Source organism: Corynebacterium sp. ACRPS (assembly GCF_022346005.1).
Taxonomy (GTDB): Bacteria; Actinomycetota; Actinomycetes; order Mycobacteriales; family Mycobacteriaceae; genus Corynebacterium.
Genome location: NZ_JAKRMY010000004.1, coordinates 49,567 through 71,405, shown reverse-complemented (window position 1 = coordinate 71,405; position 21,839 = coordinate 49,567). Strand labels below are relative to the sequence as shown.

Here is a 21,839-nt window from a genome sequence, read left to right as displayed (position 1 = left end):
CCTTTCGCTAAAAACGTCTACCGCAACCACCTTACGCCGTGGGAATTTATTGCCCTGCGGCGGCGATGAGCCGGCGGGTGTAGTCGCTCTCGGGCTTCGACCACACGCGCTCGGTGGGACCGTGTTCGACCAGTTCGCCGCGGTTGAGCACGGCGACCCTATCGCAGAGCCCGCGCACCACGGAGAGATCGTGGGTGACAAATAGCAGGGTCAGCCCGCGATCCTCAATGAGGCGGGCGAGCAATTCCAGCACCTGGGCTTGCACGGACATATCGAGGGCGGAGACGGCTTCATCGGCAAGTAGAATATCCGGTTCGCCGCACAGCGCGCGGGCGATGGAGATGCGTTGGCGTTGCCCGCCGGAAAACTCGTGGGGATAGCGGTCGAGCGCTTTGCCGGAAATTCCCACTTCTTCCAGTGCGGCGGCGGCGCGCTCGCGCTGCTCGGCCTTGGATAGGCGCCCGGGCATGGCCTCGGCGATGGATTTCCAGATCTTCAGCCGCGGGTTCAGTGAACCTTGCGGGTCTTGGAAAACCATCTGCACGCGCCCGTCCACGGTGCTGGTTCCAGAGGTCGGGGCATCCAGGCCCGCCACAATCTTCAGCAGGCTGGTCTTGCCGGAACCGGAGCCACCGACAATGCCGAGCCGCTCGCCGCGGCGCACGCGGAGATCGATCCCCGCCAGCGCGGCCTGGGAGCCATGCTGCTTGCCGATGCCCTCCAATACCACCACATCCTTCCCCTCGCCCGCCGGGGTGAGGGCGAAGTCGGGCGGCTGCGAGGCCGAGACCAGCTCTTGGGTATAAGCGTGGCGGGGCTTAGTAAGCACGCGCTCGGTGCGGCCTTCTTCCACGATGTAGCCATCGCGCATGACCAACACCCGCGGGCACATGCGCTGGATGACATTGAGGTCGTGGGTGATAAAAAGCAGTGCGGTGCCGCGTTGTTCGGTAACGCGCTCGATGACGCGGAGGACACCGTCCTGCGTGGTGGCATCGAGGGCGGTGGTGGGCTCGTCGCAGATGAGCACGTCGGGGCTGCCCGCCATGGCCATGGCTAAGAGGACGCGCTGGCGCTGCCCGCCGGATAGCTGGTGGGGAAAGCGCGAGGCGAGGTCGGCGTCGAGGTCGACTTCCTCTAGGGCCGCGGCGGTATCGTGTGCGCCGGCGTGGGTGAGCTGGGCACTAATGCGCATTAAGGGATCCAGCGCGCTCATGGGCTCTTGAAAGACCATGGCCATGGTCTTGCCGCGCAGCGGGCGGATAGCGGAATCCCGCGCGCCGATGATCTGGTGATCGGCCACTGTGACCTCGCCGGTGGCGGAAATGCCCGTGGACAGCAAGCCCATGATGGACAGCGCGGTCAGTGATTTACCAGAGCCGGATTCGCCGATGATGCCGAGCTTTTCGCCCGCCTCGAGCTCGAAGTTAAGAGGCCCGACGAGGGAGGATTCGGAGGCACTGAGGCTGAGATCGCGCACGCTTAAAAGGCTCATCGCGTGGCTCCTTTCATGCGGGGGTCGAGGGCATCACGGAGGGCATCGCCAAGCAGGTTAAAGCCCAAGACCGTGGCGGCGATGGCAAGGCCTGGCCAGAGGGCCTGGAGGGGATCGGTGCTCAGCAGCGATTGGGAGTCCTGCAGCATGCGGCCCCACGAGGCGGCCGGGGGAGGCGTCCCCAAACCGAGGTAGGACAGGCCCGCCTCTGCGAGGATGGCGAGGGCAAAATACACCGACGCCTGGACGATGATAAGGCCCGCGATATTCGGGAGGACATGGCGCACCGCCACCTTCCATCCCGGCACGGCGGAGATGCGGGCGGAGGCGATATAGTCCTGCGTGACCACCTGCAGCGTGCCTGAACGCGCCACGCGGGCAAAGGACGGGATGCCGGAAATACCGATGGCAATCATGGCCGTAAGCGTCGATGGGCCCCAGACCGCGCCGGCGATAATGGCTAGCAAAAGCGCCGGGAAGGCGATTACGACGTCGGCGCCGCGCATGACCAGCGCTTCTACCCAGGTGCCGCGGCGCATGCCCGCGAGGATCCCCAGCGGGATGCCGATAAGCCCTGCGATGCCGACGGCGATAAGCCCCACGAAGACCGTGATTTTCGCGCCCGCCATGATGCGCGAGGCGGTATCGCGCCCGAAGCGGTCCGTGCCCAAGAGATGATCTGCGGTGGGGCCGGACAGGCGGCTGCCCGGTTGCGCGAGGGTGGGATCGTACGGCGTCCACACCAGCGATACGAGGGCGACTACTACGACCGCGCCGACGAGCACGGCGCCTAGCCAACCAGAAAAACGCATTTTCATCGTGCGTCACCTGCCTTGATTCGGGGATCGATGAGGCGGTAGGCGACATCGGTAAGCATGTTTACTGCCAGCGCGAAGGTGACCAGCAGCATGACAAGCGTCTGCACCGTGGTCAGATCGCGCACGGAGACTGCATCGAGCAGCATGGAACCTACGCCGGGGATGACGAAGACGGATTCAATGACCACGGCGCCTACCACCATCGAGGTCAATTGCAGGCCAGAAACAGTCAGTACCGGCAGCGCGGCATTGCGCAGCCCGTGGCGGTGCAGGGCCTCCCGCGGGGAATCGCCCAGGGCGCGCGCGGTACGGATATAGTCTTGGTCCATAACGTCGAGCACCGAGGAGCGCATATAGCGCGTGAGCATCGCACCCTGGACCAGGGCCAAGGCGATGACCGGCAGGATGAGGTGGCGCAGGAAATCGCCTACGCCGCGGTTAGGTGGCACCCAACCATTGGCCGGCAGCCAGCCCAGGTGGACCGCGAAGATGGCCACTAAGATGATGCCGACCAAGAAGCTTGGTACGGCGATGCCCAGCTGCGTTCCCGCAGAGACCAAGCCGGCAACCCGCGAATTGCGGTTGTGCGCCAACCACATACCGATGGGAATCGCGCAGGCCAGCGCCAAGGCCATGGCCAGGCCGATGAGGATGAGCGTGACCTGCAGGCGGTCAAGGACGAGCGGGGTGATGTCCTGCTGCGAGGACAGCGACTTGCCGAAATCGCCGGTGGCCAGGCCCTTTACCCACTCGACATACTGTGCGAGCAGCGGCCGGTCCAGGCCGAGTTCCGCGCTGAGCTCGGCGATGGCATCATCAGTGGCATTAACCCCCAACGCGACGCGCGCCGGGTTGCCGGGCACGGCGCGCATGAGCGCGAAAATGATGAGGGAGGCGAGAAAAAGCGTGAGCACAAAGCGCAGCAGCGGCCGGATTAAGGCCTGGGCTCGAGAGGTACTCATTGGTCCTCCTTGTCGTCGGTGAGATCGCGCAAGACTATCGCGTCGGTGACCTGATCTGTGTGCAAGCCGCTAATGCCGTGGCGCGTTAAAACGACATTCGGCATATTCATCACGGTCAGCGCGCCGGCATCGGCCATGATTTGGTCCACCACCTGCGTCATGCGGCGGGGATAGTCTTCAGGCGCTGCGGTATCGGCCTTATCGAGCAGCTCGCGCGTGCGGGCGGAATCGTAATTCAGGTAGTAATCCGGGTTGCCAAAAAGCGCCGGAATATCGCGGGCCTCCACGTGGGAGATAATCGACATCTGGTAGTCCTTGGCGCCGTGAACCTGGCCCAGCCACACGGCGGGGAACTCGGCGGTTTCGAGGGTGACATCAAAACCGACATCGGAAAGCTGCGAGTACAGCAGCTCGGAAATGGCCTGGGCGTAGTAGAGCGTGGGCACGGTGATGGTGAGTGGGGTGCCCTCGGCGCCGGCATCGGCAAGCAGCGAGCGGGCTTTATCCGGGTTGAAGTCGTAATAGTTCTTGCCCTCGAACCAAGGATCGGTGGGCGGCATGGGCGCGCCGCCGGTATCGGTGGCCATGCCGGACCACACGATGTCATTGGCCGCCTCGCGGTCGACGGCGTAGGCCACGGCCTGCCGCACGCGCGGATCGTCGAAGGGGGCGCGGTCATTATTCATCGATAACAGGACCTCACCATTGGTGGTGCCTACGTTGGTATCGATGGAATCATCCAGGGAATCGAGGATTTCGGGATTACCCACGCCCCAGACGACGTCCACTCCGCCCGAACGCAGCGCGGTGACCGAGGAAATGGCATCGGGGAAGTAGCGCACCGTGACATCGTGCTCAGACGGTGTGCCCCAGTAATCATCGCGCTTGTGCAAGGAGACGAATTCTGCGGGGGAAAATCCCGCCACCTCGTAGGGGCCGGTGCCGATAGGCTTCGCTGCAAGGTCATCCATGCCCTTAGGCGACATCATCGCGCCGATGGTGGTGCCCATGGACCACAGCCAGCGGTTGGAGGGCTTTTCTAGGCGCACCTTGAGGGTGTGGTCATCTACTGCGGTGGCGCTTTCGACGGGGTCCATGGCAGCGGAAATGCCGTTGGCCCAGTCATTTTTTACGTAATTAATGGAAAAGGCTGCGGTCTGCGCGGTAAAGGGGTCGCCATTGGAAAAGGTCACGCCATCGCGCAGGTGGAAAGTATAGGTCTTCGCATCCTCACTGATGTCCCAGTCCTTGGCTAAGCCTGGGGTGATGGAGCCGTCTTCATCGATGCGCACCAAGGTTTCATAGACATTATCCATAAGCACCGAGGGCGCGGCGGCCCCACCGGTAGTGGTGAAATCGAGCGAGGTGGCCCCCGAACTAGATGCCACCGTTAGGGCGGCGTTGTCGCCGGAGGTATCTACCACCGCGGTATGGCCCGCTGAACAAGCTGTTATCGTGCTCAGCGCTGTCACCATCGCGAGACAGCCTAGCGCTGAGCGCGCACGCAAAATTTTCATAAATGAAGAATAACGTGTGTGTTACTCAACACATAAACGCTCTAAAACCATTCGGGGGGAGGCATATATTGCCATTAATTAGGGCAATCTCAGCGGCTGTTGTGTGGCGAGCCTCGGTGGCACCGAGCGGCCAGCGTTGAGGCCGAGGGCGGCCCAACGCGGCGCTTTGTAGCGCAGTGAGGCGGGGTTTAGCGCGGGGTACCCGCTACGTTGGCTGGATCGAGCTGCCAGCCCTCAGCAAGCACGTGCATATTCTTGATGACGTTCTCGTGCGAGCTGGACTGCAGGGAAATCATAAGCTCGTCGGCCTTGGCGTGCTCTTGGAACTTCTCTAAGTATTCGGTGACTTCCTTGGTGGTACCCACCGCGGAGTAGCGCAGCATGTCCAGGATTTGCTGGCCCTGGTAGGACTCGATGATCTGCTCTACCTGCTGATCGGTCAGGTACTTGCCGCGGCCGGCGAAAGACTTCACGCGGTTGAAGCACACGCGCTCGTACTCGGCTTCTGCCTCTTGCATAGTATCGGCGGCTGTGACGTTTACCCCGGCGATGACGTAGGGCTTGGTAAACCGCTCGGAAGGCTGGAAGTTTTCCCGGTAGTAGGTGGTTGCTTCCTCGAGGTGCTGCGGGGCGAAGTGGGAGGCAAAGGCGTAGGGGAGGCCGAGCTTTGCCGCGAGCGAAGCGCCGAACATGGACGAGCCCAGAATATAGATAGGAACGTTCGTATTAGCTCCGGGAATCGCGCTAACTCCAGGGATATAGGCCTTGCCCTCGAGGTACGCATTGAGCTCTTTGACGTCTTCTGGAAAACGCTCGGCAGACTGCCCATCGCGGCGCAGCGCACGGCCCAAGGTATTCATGTCCGTGCCGGGGGCGCGGCCGACGCCCAAGTCGATGCGGTTCGGGTACATCTCTTCCAGGGTGCCGAATTGCTCGGCGATGACGTACGGCGAGTGGTTGGGCAGCATCACGCCGCCGGAGCCTAACCGGATGCGCTCCGTCTTGGCGCCGATGTGCGCGATGAGGACGGCGGGCGCGGAGGACATAATGGACTTCATATTGTGGTGCTCGGTGTACCACATGCGGGAATACCCCAGCTTTTCGGCTTCTTGGGCCAATTCCACCGACCGGTTAATGGATTGGGCAGGGGTTTCACCGTCATAGATGGTGCAAAAGTCCAATACGGAAAGCGGCGCCTGATCAGTCATGGGAAAATAATCCTTTTTCTCGCGGGGATAGTACCTATAGTGCAACGGTACGTGGGGCGGGGCTATTCCGTACTTTTTCGCGCGACCATGCGCATCCCGGCGTCCCTAGCTGAGTTGAAATCGCAGACAAAACCCCGCCGCGGAGCCCGAGGAATGCGGGCCCACGGCGGGGTGTGGAAGGAGAGAGCTTAGCTCTTTGGCGATGCCGCGGCATCGAGCGGCGAGTCAACGACGGCCTCGTCATCAGCATCGGCCGCCGCGGTCACGGAGTTGGAGTGCTTCTCCCCGGCCTTGGTGGAGATATCCACAATCAGGCCAATAACTGCCGCGATGACGGTCGGCACGATCCAGCCAAGATCCACCGCTTGGCCCGGCGACAGCGACAAGACGGGATCCAGGGCGGTGGTGCCCCAACCCTGCGCGGAAATGACGGTCAGGGCGGACCAGATGACCGATACCCACAGGGCCAGGCGGTAGGTCCAGTAGAACACGACGGACTTCTTTACCGCCGGCTGGATAAGCGTGAGCAGGATAAGGGAAATGGCCGGTGGGTACAGGAAGGTAATAAACGGCACCGCAATGGATAGCACGGTGTCGAGGCCTTGGAAGGCGAAGAGGATAGACATCGCGGTAAAGATGCAGGCCCACAGGTGGTAGGTCGTCTTCGGCACCAGCATCTCGAAGAACGCGGAGGTGGCGGTAATAAGGCCCACCGCGGTGGTCAGGCAAGCGAGGACGACGATGGCGGAGAAGAGGGCCTGGCCGAAGGTGCCCATGGTGAGATTGGCGGCCTCGGCAAGCAGCGGCGCACCTGAATCATAGGACTGGCCATCGGGCAAGGTCTGGCCTACCCAGGCAAGGCCCAGGTAGATGGCGGCAAGCAGGGCGCCGGCGACGAGCGCCGCGGTGATGGTGCCCTTCACCAGGGACTTTTGGGTCTTAAAGCCCTTAGAGCGCAGGGAACCCACGATGACGATGGAAAAGGCCAGGCCGGCGATGGCGTCCATGGTGTTATAGCCCTCGAAAAGGCCGGTGACCATGGGGGAAGAAACGTAATCTTCAGTGGGCATCTGGGGATCGCGCGGGTGATTCAGCGCGGCCAAGGTAATGAGGATGACCAGCAGCGCAACCAGGGCTGGGGTGAGGAATTTGCCCAGGGTATCGATGATGGAATTGGGCTTCCACGCCAGGCCGAGCGCGATGAGGAAGAAGATGGTATTGAATAAACCGCTAGCCAGGGTGCCTTCCCAGCCCAAAAGGGGAGTAATCGCCGTTTCCATGGAGACCGCGCCGGTGCGCGGGAGCGCGTAGAAAGCGCCGATGGACAGGTAGGCCATGGCGGAAAAGGCGACGCCGAAGATAGCGCCGCCATTCGCGCCCAGGTCGCGCACGGAGCGGCCGGAAATGGCGACCGCGATGATGGCCAGGACGGGCAAGAGTACGCCGGCAGCGAGGAAGCCCAGCACCGCGGGCCAGAAGTTGGTACCGGCGGATACGCCCACCATGGGCGGGAAAATGAGGTTGCCGGCGCCGAAGAACATCGAAAAGAGCATGAGCGAAGCAATGACAACGGTGGCCTTGCTCTTGGGGGTGCCTGAGGCGGTGGTGGTAGCCATCCTGGCTCCTTAACATTGCGTACTAAAACCATCGGCCGCGCCGAGAGCCGTGGTGGCGGGGCGCGAACGAGAATGCGAATTCTGTAGCCCTATAGGGGCTATTCGTGTAATGAGATATTACTGCCCACCTGTTGAGAAATCAAAGCATGGTGAAAATGCAATAAAAGCCCCATCGCGCGTGCGATGGGGCGAGGAGAAAGGATGGCGGGGGAGCTAGTCGAGCTCGGCGAAGGCCTTTTCCATGCGGTCGAGTGCCTCGCCCAAGATCTCGCGGGAAGTGGCGAAGTTCAACCGCGCGTGGCCGGGGCCGCCGGTGCCGAAGGTATCGCCCTCGTTGAGGGCGACGCGGGCGTTTTCGCGCAGCCACTTGGCGGGCTGGGGATTGCCAGCGAGGGCGGTATCGGAAAAGTCTAGCCACAACAGGTAGGTGGCTTGGGGCTGCGAGGTCTTTAGCCCAGGGATGCGCTGCGGGAGTTCTTTCACCAACCAGTCGCGTGTCTCGCGCAGGTACTCGATTCCCTCGTCTAAGAAGCCCCCGCCGTGGCGGTAAGCGGCCTCGGCGGCAAGCACGCCCAAGGTGCCGGTCCCGTCTTTGGCTACGCCGGTCAGACCGTTCCACTTTTGGGCATCGGCGGCATTGGAAAAGATGATCTGCGCGCACTTGAGTCCCGCGGTATTAAAGGCCTTGGAAGTGGCGGTGACGGTGATGGTGCGCTGCGCTGCTTCCTCGCTTAGCGATGCCACCGGGATATGCTTTCCTTCATAAACCAGCGGGGCATGGATCTCATCGGCCAAGATGCGGGCATCGTATTTCTCCGCCAACTCCACCAGCCCGCGGAGGTAGTCCTCCGACAAGACGTGGCCGTGCGGGTTATACGGATTGGCCAAGAGAATAGAACCGGCGCCGTCCTTGAAGGCCTGCTCGATTTCCTCTAGCTCGAGGCTAGTTTCTATCTTTTCGCGCCCAGCCGTGCGGGGGAGCTCTAGCAGCGGTGGGTAGGAGGGCACGGGCACGATGACGGGGGAATCATTGCGGGTGAAGTACTGCACGCCGAGCAAGAGGCCGCGGACGACATCGCCTATCCAGAAGATGTGATCGGCATTGGGGCGCCAGTCGTAGCGTTCCGCATAGAAATCGGCGACTGCCTCGCGCAGCCCCGAGGCCTTGGGGGAGGGGGTATAGCCGAAGGTTTCATTATCCACCATCTCCTGCAGCGCCTTTTTGACGGCGGGGGCGGTGGGAAAATCGGACTCCGCGATCCACAGCGGGAGGACGTCCTCATCAAAGACGGTCCACTTGCGGGTTCCGCGGGCTTGCAACTCTTCTAGGCTAGGAAACTGCATGCACACAAGCTTAACGCTTTAAGCGCAGCAGTCCCAGTGGATTTATTCACTTTCTTCGCCGTGCTCGCTGCGGGAATTGGTCCCGGTGACAAAGCCGTACTTTTTCAGCCGGCGGCGGTCCGCGGCGGAGCTGGATTGGGTGAGCTTGAGCAGCTCGGCATAAATACCACCGGATTGCGCGAGCTCGGCAGGCGAGCCCATTTCATCAATTCGCCCTGCCTCTAGGGTGATGATGGTATCGACATCCGCGATGGTGGATAGGCGGTGCGCGATAATAAGCGTGGTCCGGTCCTTCATCAGCTCGTCTAGGCCAGCCTGGACCGCGCGCTCGGCCTTGGTATCCAGCGCGGAGGTGGCCTCATCGAGCACCAGGATGGGCGCATCCTTTAACATGGCGCGCGCGACGGACACGCGCTGCTTCTGCCCACCGGAAAGCTTCAACCCGCGCTCGCCGATGACCGTGTCATAACCATCCGGGAAGGCCTCAATGAAGTCATGGGCATTGGCGCGCTTGGCCACATCCACGATTTCTTCCTCAGTAGCCCCCGGCTTGCCATAGGCAATATTGTCGCGGATGGTGCCCGAAAAGAGGTAGGACTCTTGGAAGACCACGCCGACGGACGCGCGCAGGCGTGAAGCGGTGAGGTCATCGACGCGGTGGCCCAGCACGTCGAGGTGGCCAGCCGAGGGGTGATACAGGCCCAGCAGCAGGTTGACCAGGGTGGATTTACCGCCGCCCGATTCACCCACGAGCGCGACCTTCTGGCCCTCGTGCGCGCTAAAGGAGATATTTGTAACGACGGGTTTTCCTTCTTCATAAGCGAAGGAAACATCATCAAAGGCAAAGACCGGCGCGCCGGGCGTGGGCTCCAATGGGGTAATAGGGGTGAGGTTCAGATCGGGGGTGCCGGAGTCTGTGATGGCGGCGACCAGCTCGCGCGAGGCGGTGGGCTCCAGGTCTTCTTCCATGACCTTGAAGTAGTCGCGTGAGCCGGCGATAGCGCGCTGGGCCGTATCGATCATCCAGCTCATCATGAAGACGGGTTGCTTGGCCATGGTGACCATCTGCAAGAGCATGACCATATCGCCGATGGAGAAGTGGCCTTCAAGGGTGCGCCAAAAGATGACCGCATAGATGCCTAAAAAGATTACGGCCATGGCGATGCCGCGGAAGGTATCCATCATGTGCCACCAGCGGGACTGCGGCCGCGTGGTATCGACTACGGTGCCATAGCGCTGGGCAAAGTGGTCCAACTCGCGGGATTCGGCGACGAAGGACTTGGTGACCTTGACCTGGCCTATGACCTCGGCGAAGCGGCCATTGGCTTGGTCGATGTTTTCGTTTTTAATGGCTTCAAATTTTTGCCAGCGCTTCGAGGTCAGCGCGGTCAGCCACATATAAATGGGGAAAAGCAGCGCCAATAAGATGGTCAGCGGCCAGTAGTACCAGGCGGTAATGGCCAATACCGCGATGGTCTGAATGATCATCGTGAAGAAATTATTGGCAAAGGACTGGATAAACTGCGTGATATTCGCGATGGAGCGATCCAGTCGGGCGATGATCGTGCCGGTGACCTGATTATCGTAATAGCCCTGCGGCAGCGCCAAGAGCTTGGCAAAGTAGCGGTTGGATAAAATCTGGCGCAGGCGCGAGACCATGACATCGCCGATGTAGCTGCCGATATTGCGGAATAGGGCATTGGCGGCATCAGCCAGGAAGAGGGCGAGGGCTAGGAAAAGGACGGAACGAAGGGCATCGCCAAGCGGCTCGCTTGTTTGGAGGGCCTCAACGATGATGTCGGTGGCTTCCCTGGTGAAAAAGGGTGAAATCAACGCAAGGACGGCGGTGACCGTCGCTGCGAGCAACACGCCGAGATAATAGGGCCACAGGGCAGAAGCGCTGCGGGTAATGCGTACGAGGGATTTCATGGAGGGATGCTCAATTCAAAGACGCGTAGGGAAGTAGAGTACCTAAAAGAGACAGTCCAGTATGCCACACGCCACGGCGCGCAGCCCAGATGCATACCTTGGGCGGGCTTTCGGCTAAGGTATCTGTGCAGAAATAAAGTTATCTTCGCGTGCAAAGGATCCATCCACGGTGAAAATTTCTCACACTTTAGGCGCAGGCGTGGTCAGCCTTCTCGCCGTGACCCTGGCCGGATGCAGCATTCTCCAGCCGGAAGAGACCGGGCTGGGGGACAATATCACCGTCTCCAGCTCAGAAGAAGCGCCTTATCAAGCGGAAGACACCGACGATAAGGAAGTCACTTCCAACCTAGCGAGCCCGGTCAAAGATGCCGGCCTCGGTGTCAGCTGGGAGCTGCAAGGAGTGTATACGGACAATAATTCCGGCGGCTCCGTGGTAACCATTTTGCTCAAGAACGAAAACGAAATGGCCCTGCCCACCGATGCCTTCGATGACCCCGTCCTTGAGCGCGCCGACGGGAATGGCGGCTGGTCTAAGGTAAAAGCCCTGCCGTATGACGAGAACTCCGCGCCTGACGTGGAACCCCCGGGCCTCGATCACCCGCTGGGCGCGGGCGCCGCGGTCAACCTCCAATACCGTTACGATGTCGCGCCGGGTAACCTCTGGAATGCCCGCCTGCACATTGGAAACGTCACGTGGGTGGGGGATCTGAACCTATGACGGAACGGGTAGTCCTGGCGGGTGCTGATGGAAAAGCCATTGGTACTGCGCTCAAATCCGAGGTGCATACCACCGACACCGCCTTGCACTTTGCCTTTTCCGCGTGGGTTACCTGCCACGGAAAGGTGCTCATCACCCGCCGGGCGCTGGGCAAGCAAACCTGGCCCGGCGTGTGGACCAATTCCTTCTGCGGGCATCCTGGTCCGGGGGAGGCGACTGCCGATGCCGTTACTCGCCGCGCCGAATTCGAGCTAGGCATTCCCGCGGATGCGTTATCCAACTTGCGCGTGGTGCTGCCCACCTTTTCCTACCGTGCGGTGGATTCTTCCGGCTTGGTGGAAAACGAAATCTGCCCCGTCTACTGCGTAGAGCTCGACTCCCAAGCGCAGTGGCAGCCGAACCCGGACGAGGTCGACTCCTGGGAATGGGTCGAGCCCGCCCGGCTTATCGCCGCGGCCGATGCCGTGCCGGCGGTATTTAGCCCGTGGATGTGCGAGGAACTGGCGGAAGCCGAATTGCGCGCGGCGCTTCAGTCTTTGGCGCAGTAGCAGTTAGTCTTCCTCATAAAACGCCGCCGCCACGTAATCAAGGGTGGCATAGGCGATGCGCCTATCCCCGGTATCCAAATCAAATTCGAGCACGCGGTGGTCGCTGCCATAGTTGGGGAAGCCCGGCTCGCCGGTGGTGGCGAAGTGGCAGAGCCACTCGTTCAGCTCGCAGTCGGTGCCGAAGAGCGGGTAGAGCTCATCGCAGTGCAGCGCTGGCTTAAGCTTCCTCGTAAACTCCATCATCCAGGTTGGCCCCGGTGCGCCGGAGGCCACCTGCGCCGTCCAGCGGCGAACGAGGGAATCGCCGATCATCCGGCCCATCAGGCGGTCCGGGTCCACGTACTGCGCGAGCTGGCGCCATTGCGTGTAGCGGCCGTGCGGGAAGCCGAAGCGCTGGGACAGGTAGTTACAAATAAACTTGCCCAGGGCCATATTATCGATGCGCTTGCCGGCCGGGAGATCGTAAAACTCATCCCGGGTGGAGCTCACCACGATGGGGATATCCGCCAGTTCGGATGCCTGCATCGGCGCCGGGCCGAGGGCCAAGTCATAGCGGTGCTTCTTGCGGAACTTTTTATAGCCCTTTTCCAATGCCTCGGGCGAGAGCGATTCCAGGGCGCTGCGCTCAATAGGTACCGAGAGGTACCTGTGCAATCCCGCCACGCGGTGCTCAAAGGTATCGCGGGGGTAGGCGGGCGAGAGGGCGAGGACGCGCCGGAAAGCGCCGCGATAGTGATCGCGCCGGGCAAGCCACAGGCTAATCGCCGCGCCGGCGGATTGTCCTACCAGGGTGATATTCGTTTTATCCCCGCCAAAGGATTCGATATTGTCCTGTAGCCACTCCAACGCCAGCACGCAGTCATCGATGCCCCGGTAGCGGTCCGCTTCATCGTCGGCAAAGCGGGCGAAACCAGCCAGGCCCACGCGGTAGCCCACCCGGACTTGGATGATGCCCTTGCGGGCCGTTACCGTGCCTGGCACCCGCTCGTCCTCATGCGAGCCGCCTTCAAAACTTCCCCCGTGGATATAGACCACCACGGGGCAATCCGTCGCGTTTTCCGGGGCAGTAATACTGAGCGCTACCTCATCCGGTTGCGGTGTGCGCGCATCTTGGTCGAGGGGCTCATCCAGCGGCCGCGCCGTGGAAAAGCGGCTAGGGATTTCGCAAAAGCGCAGCGAATGAAAGTAGGAGAGGCCATCGCGGCTAAAGCCGGTGATGCGTCCAGATGGGGTGGCAATGGTAACGGGTATCTGTGCGCTCGACATACCTGCCAGATTACCGTGGGGCAGTAATATAAGGACCCATGGAGTGGTTGACTGACGTGAGCAGCGCATTTTCGCAGTTCTTGGTGCAGGCGCCCGTGTGGGTACAGATGATCATCGTGGTCATCATCGTGGTGCCCATCATGATTGGGCTGGCCTGGTGCCTGATGTGGGCCGTGGACCGCAGCGCCGTCCTAATTTCCCAGTTTCGCAATCGCGGCACTACAGTAAAAGACCATGGCTGAACAACATTCGGAGGGCGCGGGCGATAACGCAGCGAGCGGCGACGTGCCCAGCGCCAGCTCGGATAGGATCCAGCCGGTCGATCCCCGCGAAGGCCTGTGGGATCCAGAGCGCAAAAAGGATGAGCGCGCTGCAAACCCGCTGGTTGCTGGCACCTCTCAGCCCGTTCGCCGCAAGCGCTCTCTGCCTAAATCCCGGGTCTCGCTCACGCTGTGGTCCATGATTGCGTTAGTTCTCATCGTTGCGCTTATCGGCAGCCTGTGGCCCTAGGACAAACTGGTGGACTGCTCCAATAAATGGACCACTCTGGTGTTATAAGCCGTGAATAATTACAGCTTCGATCGTGGGTGAAACGCGTTGATACGCCAACCGGTTGGTACAGTAGGCACAGATTATTATTAGCTGTGCGAAAGGACATCGCGTGACCCTGCAACAAGTGCACACTCCGGCGGATTTTACCATTGAGCCGGGGGAGACCTGCCTCACCGCCCTGATGGATACCGCGAAGAAGCGCCCGCACGGCGTCATGTTTACCCGCCCAGCTAATTACGAGTGGGTCAATGTCACCGGTAAAGAGTTTATCGATGAGGTCTTTGAAGTAGCCCAAGGCTTAATCGCGCTAGGCGTCGAGCAGGGCGATCGCATCGCTCTGATTTCTGCTACCCGCTACGAATGGTCCCTGCTGGACTACGCCATCTGGGCCGCCGGTGCGGCATCGGTTCCGGTTTATCCTTCCTCGTCCGCCTCCCAGGTGCGCTGGATTATCGAGGACTCCGGCGCGGTGCTGGCGATTACCGAAACCCGCGAGCACTCCGAATTAGTTGAAAACCTGGTCCTACAAGACGATGGGGAACCGAATTTGAAGGGCTCGCCATCGCAGCTGCGGCGCGTTTTAGAGATTAATTCCTCTGCCATCGATACCTTGAAATTCGAAGGCCGCAGCGTTGGCACCGACGAGGTGTCTGCCCGCATCGCCGCCACCAATACCGATGATCTGGCCTCTTTGGTTTATACCTCCGGCACCACCGGCCGCCCGAAGGGCTGCATCCTGACGCACCGGAACTGGCTCTCGGAGGCTAGGGCGCTGACCACCAACCCCATCGGTGTCTTCGCCGTGCCGGGCAGCCATACGCTGACATTTTTGCCTTTGGCACATGTCTTTTCCCGCGCCGTATCGATTGCCGTGGCCATTCGCGGTGCCTCGCAGAACCACTGGTCCGATTTTTCCACCATCTCCATCGAGTTCGCCCGCTCTCGCCCCAACGTCATTTTGGGCGTGCCGCGCGTATTTGAAAAGGTTCGCAACTCCGCGGCCTCGAAGGCGGCGGATTCTGGCATCAAGAGCTTTCTTTTTGAACAGTCCGAAAAGATCGCCATCGAATACTCGAAGGCACTCGATACGCCGGACGGCCCAGACCGGCTGCTGAAAATTAAGCACAAGCTCTTTGACAAGCTGGTCTATTCCACCATTCGCCAGGGCGTAGGCGGCAATGTTCGGTACTGCATTACCGGCGGCTCCGCGATGGGCCACGATCTGTTGCACTGGTTCCGCGGCATCGGCGTGCCCATCTATGAGGGCTACGGCCTGACCGAGACCGCCGCGGCCGCTGCCGTGGACTACGTGGACCAATCCATTGGTACCGTCGGCCCGCCTCTCGGCGGGGTTACCCTCCGCATCAACGATGACGGCGAAGTCTGCATCAAGGGCGGCATGGTATTCGAAGGGTATTGGAATAACCCCGAGGCCACGGAGGAAGCCTTTGAGGACGGCTGGTACAACACCGGTGACTTGGGGGAAATCGACGATGATGGCAAGCTCACCATCACCGGGCGCAAGAAGGACCTGATTGTTACCGCGGGTGGCAAGAACGTCTCGCCTGGCCCGATGGAGGACATCCTGCGCGGCCACCCGCTGATTTCGCAGGCCATGGTCGTAGGCGATGGCAAGCCGTTCGTGGGAGCGCTTATCACCCTGGACCCGGACATCCTCAAGCGGTGGAAGCTGGACCACAATATCCCAGAAAACCGCTCTATGGACGATATCGCTACCGATGCCACCCTGCGCGCCGAAGTGCAAGACGCCGTCAACAAGGTCAACTCCACGGTGTCCCATGCGGAAGGCATTAAGAAGTTCTACATCCTAGAAAGCGACCTTACCGAGGATGAAAATGAGCTTACGCCAACGATGAAGGTCAAGCGCAACGTGGTGGCGCAACGCTACGCCAGCGCCATCGAGCACATTTACAAGCGCTAGAAAGGCGTGAAACGGGTACACCCGAGGATTTTATTCCTCGGGTGTTTTCCTTCTTGCAGGTCACCATGGGCGAAGCGCGAACCTGCCATAAACCTGTGAAACGCTTCGGAGTGTCGCACTCTCGCGGTAGACGATCTGGCATAGAGTCATGAGTCGTCGCCGAAAACCTCAACCTCTACTAGAGGTTAGAAAATGAAAACCGCGGAAGGAGTGGCTCGAAGCCTATGCAGAAGATCGCCGCCGAGCTGCGTCACCGCGAGCTCACCCAGGAGATTTACAATATCGGCGACGAAGTCGCGGAATACCTCGAGCACCTCATTGAAGCAATCGAGGATTGGGATGAGGAACTGTCCATGGATTGTTTGGCGGAACTCGGCGATATCGTCGACGACGCCCGCGTGGACTCGGGGCGCTGCGTGGGTGAGCTAATTGGGCTTCGCCAAGCGCTCGTGTCCGGCGTGCGTTCGGGAACCATTTCTGCCGCTCCCTCCGGCGCGAATGATGCGGAGGAGCCGGAGCAGCTCACCCCGCGCCTGTTGGATGAGCGCTATCCCATTGCCAAGCCCATCGTTGTGCATGAATTGGCAGAAGCGCTGCGCCAGCGCACACAGGCGGTAGCAGATTACCTGCGTGAGGTCGTGGAATACGTGCTGGAGCAAACGGATGCCGTCGCCCGCAACCTCGACATGGTCTCCCTACCGCACCTGTATAAGTGTACCGGGGAATCCGCGCTCATCGCCGTGCAGGCGTGGAAGCACACCGTGCTCGATACGCACCCGGCGTACGTGCGCTCCATGCGCGGGCATAACCCGCCGCAATTCCTAGAAGAACGCGCCCGCATTGCCGTGGTCGTAGAAAAAGTCCGCGCCAAGCGCGAGGCAGCCCGCCGGGCCACAACTGCATAGTTCCTTTAGACTTCCTTGCTTAAGGCAAGGGGAATTTAGCGGCCACCGAGATTCCCTCTCTCGGTGGCCGTCGCATTTTTAGATGGACACCCTGCGTGGACTAGAACCTTGCGTGGCTTCATCTTTAGCGTTGAATGGCTCAGTTGTGGGACTGCTGGGAGCGTATAGCGTTCTGGCGCGCGGAGATAGTGGCCGTGACCTCAGAGATAAAGCGCTCCGGGTGCTGAACTAACTGCTGCGGGGAGCACCGTATGACGATAAAGCCAGCATCGCGCAGGCGCTTGTCGCGGGACCGCTCAGCGTGGTCCCGCGGCTTCGTTGGTGCCGCGGTGGATGGGGCATCGGCAAGCGGCTGTATGGAGGTGGTAGTGTCATCGCCTGGTTCGGTGATGTCGATGACGTAGGTCTTATTGATGCAGAGCTCCGCGGTGATGCCGGGCAGGGCGGTGTAGTGGACCTCGAAAAACATCGGCCAGGGAAAATCCGCCTGGATGAGCAGGGCACGGGCAAAGGAAGCATAGGGGGAAGGGGAGGCGGCGCAGCTGTGGTGGATAGCTTCTCGCACGACGGCACTATTGCGTACCCTGCCCATCTGGGCGAATTCCTGACTAAGAGCTTTCTTCGTAATTCCTGCGCGCAGGGCAGAATCGGCGGCAATGAGGCCCTCGCGAAAACCGTGGAACCGGGCAATATCGATTACCGCCCGAGCCGGAGAAACGGTACGGGCGCCGTGTACCAGCATCGGTTCGGGTAATTTCGTTTTGCGGTAAATGCGTTCTGGATTGCGCCGGTCCTTATTAGGCAAAGAGTTATGGGGAAGGGCCATTTCCACCTTTTCTTCGGCGGAGGCAAGCACCCATAGCCCGTGGACGCGGGCGGCGGATTTGGAAATGAGCACCGCGGTATAGGCGCTGCGGGCGGCGGCAATGGCGCGCAGGCGCAGCTGAGAGGACAGGTTCAGGCTGTGGTAATGTTCGCGGTGCACCGCGATGCGGGGTGCGAGTTTGAGGTAGGTGCCGTTATCGAGTTCGTGCCAGAAGGTGGGATGGTTGTGCCGGATGGACGGAATATTAGTTAATGCTTGGTTCATGCCCTCGAGCACATACGAGGAGCATGATGCCCGCTACCCGAATGCGCGCAGGCTGTGGAGTTCTCGTTGAATCTTCACTAAGTGTTAATCATGATTCCCCAGTGGCGCCACGAGCTCAAGTTATCCACACCTGCGATAACAATGGGTTGCGTGACTGAGTTCGATTAGTACGAATCGATGACCAAGCTAGCTGCATGCTCGCGCAAGTAGTCCCGAAGGTAGGGCAGGGCAAAGTCTACTTGGCCACTGGCTGGTATTTCGATTAGTTCCGAGTCAAGCAAGCGGCGCCGGTAATTGGATGCATATTGCGAACTTTTTCCTAGGCGGGCCGTGATATCACTCATGGATGAGGGGCCATTGTCTTGAGCCATGTGGAGCAGGAATGTCCGATCGATGGGGGAAAGCTCCGCTAGGGCGGGCTCATGGACTAGCTGCCCTAGCTTTCGTCGCGCTTTGGAAATGCCTTCCTGCGCAGCTTCCACCGAAATCGTATTGTCTGTTCGGTGGCGGAAAGCCCATAGGCCGACGAGCTGAATCATAAAGGGATATCCCTGGCAAGCGGTTACGGCAGAATTCAGTGCGTCCTTGTCCCAATTAACCTCTGTTTCTTCTACGGGAGCATTGAGTGCCTTCCGGACGTCCGTATCCGGCACTCGGTCCAATTCAATGCGGTTCGCACGGCGAAGAAAAGTGACAGGATTAGAGTCATCTTGGCTAGCCAAAAGCGGTTTAATTGAGGATGGGATTCCTGCCATGACTACAGCAATATTTTCCCCTTCTCGCACGAGGTGCTGGATGGTAGCTCCAAAATCGATGACCTCATCACTGCGCTGGTGGTGCATTTCATCCAAAGTAATGAGCACCCCAGTGGGCTCGCTGTGGGAAATCCGGTCTAGTTCCCGCTGCGCATGGAGGAGGTCTTTCAAGGCCCTTCTTAAGGGGTAGGTTTCCGCGGATAATGTTCTTGAATCCCATTCCATGCCGATGCCCAATTGGAAAAGGTGCAGGTTGAAACCTTTTAGCGCTGCCCGGTTGAGGTGAAGGGTATTAATAATTTCAGCACGGAGCCGTTCCGCAAAACCGGCAGATGCCGTGTCATTAAGGATGCGCCACCCGCGATCTGACGCGGTGTCTTCGAAGGCATTGAGCAATACCGTCTTGCCGATACCGCGCGGACCCACGACGAGGGAAATGCGTTCATGGGATCCGGGGCCATCGTCCAAGGCATAAGCAAACTCCTCGATGGAGTCTTTACGGCCAGCCAGGTAGGGAGGCGTGGCCCCAAGCGTGGCGGTAAACGGATTCTTCCGGGTGGTCATAGTCCAAGTGTAAAACACTGCGCTTGTGTACGCTTGTTTATCTTTTGAATTTTGTTTATAAAACTATTAGGCATCGAAACCAACGGGGACGGTTGGTTTCGATGAGGACGCTATACCGCTGGGGGAGGGGTGACCTTGTCCAGCTGCTCGGTAATCTGCGGCCACAGCTGGCCCATGATGTCATCCCAGGTAAGGATCCACACGGCCTTGTCCTTATCTGCCTTGCCCACGACGACGAGCTGCTCATTGCGGGAGCGCATGTGATCCAGCGTCTTTTGCACGGTGGTGGCAGAAGAGACAGAAATCGGGGCGCGGGAGAATTCGAGGACTGGGGTATCGGGATCCGCCATGAGGGTATCGCGCACGTGCACCACGCGGGGGACGCGGGAATCCTTGGGGAAGACGAGCACGCGCATGATGTTCTTGCGCAGGACGAGCTCTTGGAGCTGTTCCACGGTGGCATCGGAAGGCAGGGGCACGACCTCTGAGCCGTGGGCGCGCGCCATGGCACCCACCGTGGAGTTCTCGAGCTCGATGACATCGGAAATTTGGTTGGCGGAATTATCGTCTAGCGCGCCGGTCTCGCGGGAGTGCTCGACCAAGGTGCGTAGCGTCTCGGCATCGTAGCCGGCGGCGCCGGCGCGGTCGACCGGTTCCTCGCCGGTCATGGCCACCAATTTATTGGCCATCGTGTTAATCCACTTCAGCAGCGGGCGGAAGACCCACACGAACCCGCGGGCGGGAATGGCAATGACCTGCAGGGCGGATTCTGGGTGGGCGATGGCCCAAGACTTAGGCGCCATTTCACCCAGCACCAGGTGCAGGAAGGTGACGATGAACAGCGCGAGGATGAAGCTGGCGACATCGGCAATGCCCAGCGGCAGGCCAAGGGCCTCTAGCGGGGTCATCAGAAGGTGATGGACCCACGGTTTGGTCACGGCACCGAGCACGAAGGTGGCGGCGGTAATGCCCAACTGCGCGCCAGCCAGCATGATGGTCAGCTCATTGAGCGAGCGCAGACCGGCGCGGGCGGTGCGCGAAGACTCCGCGTTTTCTTCGAGCCGGTTGCGGCGCGAACCCATGAGGGAGAACTCTATGACCACGAAGAAGCCGGATGCGGCGATGATGAGCAGCGTGACGATGAGGTTGAACCACCACGTATCGGTCATTATGCCTCCTCCTCTTCGTCATCGCTGTCGTGGACATAGTCCTCAATGAGCTCGATGGCCAGGGAGGATGGCACGTGGCGGTCCACGTCATCCACGCGCATGCGGATGGAGCGGGTGGGTGCTTCATCCTGATCCACCCAGTCATCCGGCTCTGCCTCCAAGGCGATGGTGTGGATTTCGCCCACCTCAGGCAGGGCACCGGCGTGCGCGATGAGCAGGCCGGCGATGGTTTCGAAATCGCCCTCTGGAAGATCGTGGCCAATGGCGCGCTCGATTTCATCCAGCGGGGTATCGCCATCGACCAGCCAGTGGGATTCGTCCTGCTCGGTAATTTCTTCGGTTTCCTCGATATCGTGCTCATCGGTGACATCGCCAAGAATCTCCTCGGCCAGGTCCTCCATGGTGACGATGCCGACGAATCCGCCGTACTCGTCGATGACGCAGGCCAGCTTTTGTTCTTCGCCGCGCAGTTCATCGACGACATCGGGAAGCGGCATAAGCTCCGGAACCACCAGGGGCTCGCGCATGATGGCGGTGGCGCTGGTGGCGGCAGGGAGATCGGAGCCCAGGACATCGAAAAGATGCACCACGCCGATGGGATTGTGCTCATCATCGATGACGGGGTAGCGCGTATGGTTCTCAGACATCAATTCGCGCACCTCGCCCAGGGTGGTGCCAGGATCAATGACGTCCACGCGGGAGCGGGGGATCATGGCGTGCTCGACGTCGTGCTCGGGAAAGTCGAGCAAACGGTCCAAAACCATGTACGTGTCCTCATCCAAGACGCCGGTTTCGTGCGAGGAATCCACGATGGATTCGAGGTCATCGGCAGTAGCGGAAGAGTCGACGTCTTCTACCGGCTCGATGCGAAAGAGCTTCAAAATCGCATTGGAGGAATACTCGAAAAAGCGGATGAGCCAGCCGAAAATGCGCAGGTACCACTGCGTGGACGCGGCCAGGCGCAGCGCCGTTTTCATGGGCGCGGCGATGGTGTAGTTCTTAGGAAAAAGCTCCGCAAAGAGCATCGTGGCGATGGTGGAAATAAATAGCGCCGCGATGGTGCCGATAGCCACGGACACGCCGGTGGGAATTCCCACTCCGCCAAGCAGCACGCCAAGGCCCTGGCCCACCAGGGGCTCTGCCACATAACCAATAAGCAGGCCGGTAATGGTAATGCCGAGCTGCGCACCCGAAAGCATGAAGGAGGTGCGCTTGGTGATGTCCAGCGCGCGCTGGGCGGATTTATCACCTTCAGCGGCCATGGACCGCAATTGGGTGCGGTCCACGGACATGAATGAAAACTCTTGTGCCACGAAATAAGCGTTCGCGACGATGATGAGCCCGATGACGATAAAGCCTGCCAGGATCATCATAATAGCCGATAACATGAGTTACTCCCCACCGCCTATAAGGTGGCGGGGACATCGACTGGGAGGCTCCA

19 protein-coding genes are annotated in these 21,839 nt (G+C 60.3%); 6 read left to right on the top strand and 13 right to left on the bottom strand.

The window, feature by feature from the left end:
* Positions 1–46 precede the first annotated feature (46 nt).
* The 8 genes from MHX65_RS03365 to MHX65_RS03330 form a co-directional block, all read right to left on the bottom strand.
* Positions 47–1,495: an ATP-binding cassette domain-containing protein gene (locus tag MHX65_RS03365; protein WP_239268655.1), complete on the bottom strand. Its 1,449-nt coding sequence runs from the start codon at positions 1,493–1,495 to the stop codon at positions 47–49.
* Positions 1,492–2,313, bottom strand: coding sequence for an ABC transporter permease (locus MHX65_RS03360; protein ID WP_239268653.1), 822 nt, complete (start codon positions 2,311–2,313; stop codon positions 1,492–1,494). Before MHX65_RS03360 ends, MHX65_RS03365 begins: the two co-directional genes overlap by 4 nt.
* On the bottom strand, positions 2,310–3,275 hold the full coding sequence (locus tag MHX65_RS03355; RefSeq protein ID WP_023023469.1) for an ABC transporter permease: 966 nt from the start codon (positions 3,273–3,275) through the stop codon (positions 2,310–2,312). The genes MHX65_RS03360 and MHX65_RS03355 overlap by 4 nt, the downstream gene beginning before the upstream one ends.
* The gene (locus MHX65_RS03350) at positions 3,272–4,750 is read right to left on the bottom strand and encodes an ABC transporter substrate-binding protein (protein ID WP_239268651.1); all 1,479 of its coding nucleotides are present in this window, start codon (positions 4,748–4,750) and stop codon (positions 3,272–3,274) included. The genes MHX65_RS03355 and MHX65_RS03350 overlap by 4 nt, the downstream gene beginning before the upstream one ends.
* A gap of 230 nt (positions 4,751–4,980) precedes the next feature.
* Positions 4,981–6,000, bottom strand: a complete 1,020-nt coding sequence (locus tag MHX65_RS03345) for an LLM class flavin-dependent oxidoreductase (RefSeq protein WP_239268649.1) — start codon at positions 5,998–6,000, stop codon at positions 4,981–4,983.
* A gap of 188 nt (positions 6,001–6,188) precedes the next feature.
* A complete protein-coding gene (brnQ, locus tag MHX65_RS03340; protein ID WP_239268647.1) occupies positions 6,189–7,616 on the bottom strand; it encodes a branched-chain amino acid transport system II carrier protein in 1,428 nt (475 codons plus the stop codon).
* 213 nt (positions 7,617–7,829) lie between these two features.
* On the bottom strand, positions 7,830–8,960 hold the full coding sequence (locus tag MHX65_RS03335; protein ID WP_239268645.1) for a MalY/PatB family protein: 1,131 nt from the start codon (positions 8,958–8,960) through the stop codon (positions 7,830–7,832).
* 42 nt (positions 8,961–9,002) lie between these two features.
* Positions 9,003–10,889, bottom strand: coding sequence for an ABC transporter ATP-binding protein (locus tag MHX65_RS03330; RefSeq protein ID WP_239268643.1), 1,887 nt, complete (start codon positions 10,887–10,889; stop codon positions 9,003–9,005).
* Positions 10,890–11,058: 169 nt separating this feature from the next.
* Between MHX65_RS03330 and MHX65_RS03325 the strand changes: the two genes are divergently transcribed.
* Positions 11,059–11,607: a hypothetical protein gene (locus MHX65_RS03325; protein ID WP_239268641.1), complete on the top strand. Its 549-nt coding sequence runs from the start codon at positions 11,059–11,061 to the stop codon at positions 11,605–11,607.
* Positions 11,604–12,155, top strand: a complete 552-nt coding sequence (gene idi / locus MHX65_RS03320; RefSeq protein ID WP_239268639.1) for an isopentenyl-diphosphate Delta-isomerase — start codon at positions 11,604–11,606, stop codon at positions 12,153–12,155. The genes MHX65_RS03325 and idi overlap by 4 nt, the downstream gene beginning before the upstream one ends.
* Before the next feature lie 3 nt (positions 12,156–12,158).
* On the opposite strand, the gene MHX65_RS03315 is transcribed toward idi, so the two are convergent.
* On the bottom strand, positions 12,159–13,421 hold the full coding sequence (locus tag MHX65_RS03315; protein WP_239268638.1) for a carboxylesterase family protein: 1,263 nt from the start codon (positions 13,419–13,421) through the stop codon (positions 12,159–12,161).
* Positions 13,422–13,459: 38 nt separating this feature from the next.
* Between MHX65_RS03315 and MHX65_RS03310 the strand changes: the two genes are divergently transcribed.
* From MHX65_RS03310 to MHX65_RS03295, 4 genes are all read left to right on the top strand, one after another.
* On the top strand, positions 13,460–13,663 hold the full coding sequence (locus MHX65_RS03310; protein WP_005278067.1) for a hypothetical protein: 204 nt from the start codon (positions 13,460–13,462) through the stop codon (positions 13,661–13,663).
* Positions 13,656–13,931: a hypothetical protein gene (locus MHX65_RS03305; protein WP_239268636.1), complete on the top strand. Its 276-nt coding sequence runs from the start codon at positions 13,656–13,658 to the stop codon at positions 13,929–13,931. The genes MHX65_RS03310 and MHX65_RS03305 overlap by 8 nt, the downstream gene beginning before the upstream one ends.
* A 151-nt stretch (positions 13,932–14,082) precedes the next feature.
* Complete coding sequence (locus MHX65_RS03300; RefSeq protein ID WP_239268634.1) at positions 14,083–15,915, top strand: AMP-dependent synthetase/ligase; 1,833 nt, start codon at positions 14,083–14,085, stop codon at positions 15,913–15,915.
* A gap of 224 nt (positions 15,916–16,139) precedes the next feature.
* Complete coding sequence (locus MHX65_RS03295) at positions 16,140–16,820, top strand: hypothetical protein (RefSeq protein ID WP_239268632.1); 681 nt, start codon at positions 16,140–16,142, stop codon at positions 16,818–16,820.
* Positions 16,821–16,959: 139 nt separating this feature from the next.
* Here the strand turns inward: MHX65_RS03295 and MHX65_RS03290 are convergent, their stop codons facing one another.
* The 4 genes from MHX65_RS03290 to MHX65_RS03275 form a co-directional block, all read right to left on the bottom strand.
* Complete coding sequence (locus tag MHX65_RS03290) at positions 16,960–17,910, bottom strand: hypothetical protein (RefSeq protein WP_239268630.1); 951 nt, start codon at positions 17,908–17,910, stop codon at positions 16,960–16,962.
* 164 nt (positions 17,911–18,074) lie between these two features.
* Positions 18,075–19,229 (bottom strand): ATP-binding protein, encoded by a 1,155-nt coding sequence (locus tag MHX65_RS03285; protein WP_239268629.1) that lies wholly within the window; start codon positions 19,227–19,229, stop codon positions 18,075–18,077.
* Positions 19,230–19,339: 110 nt separating this feature from the next.
* Positions 19,340–20,398 (bottom strand): CNNM domain-containing protein, encoded by a 1,059-nt coding sequence (locus tag MHX65_RS03280; protein ID WP_239268627.1) that lies wholly within the window; start codon positions 20,396–20,398, stop codon positions 19,340–19,342.
* Positions 20,398–21,786, bottom strand: coding sequence for a hemolysin family protein (locus MHX65_RS03275; protein ID WP_239268625.1), 1,389 nt, complete (start codon positions 21,784–21,786; stop codon positions 20,398–20,400). Before MHX65_RS03275 ends, MHX65_RS03280 begins: the two co-directional genes overlap by 1 nt.
* Between the last annotated feature and the right edge of the window lie 53 nt (positions 21,787–21,839).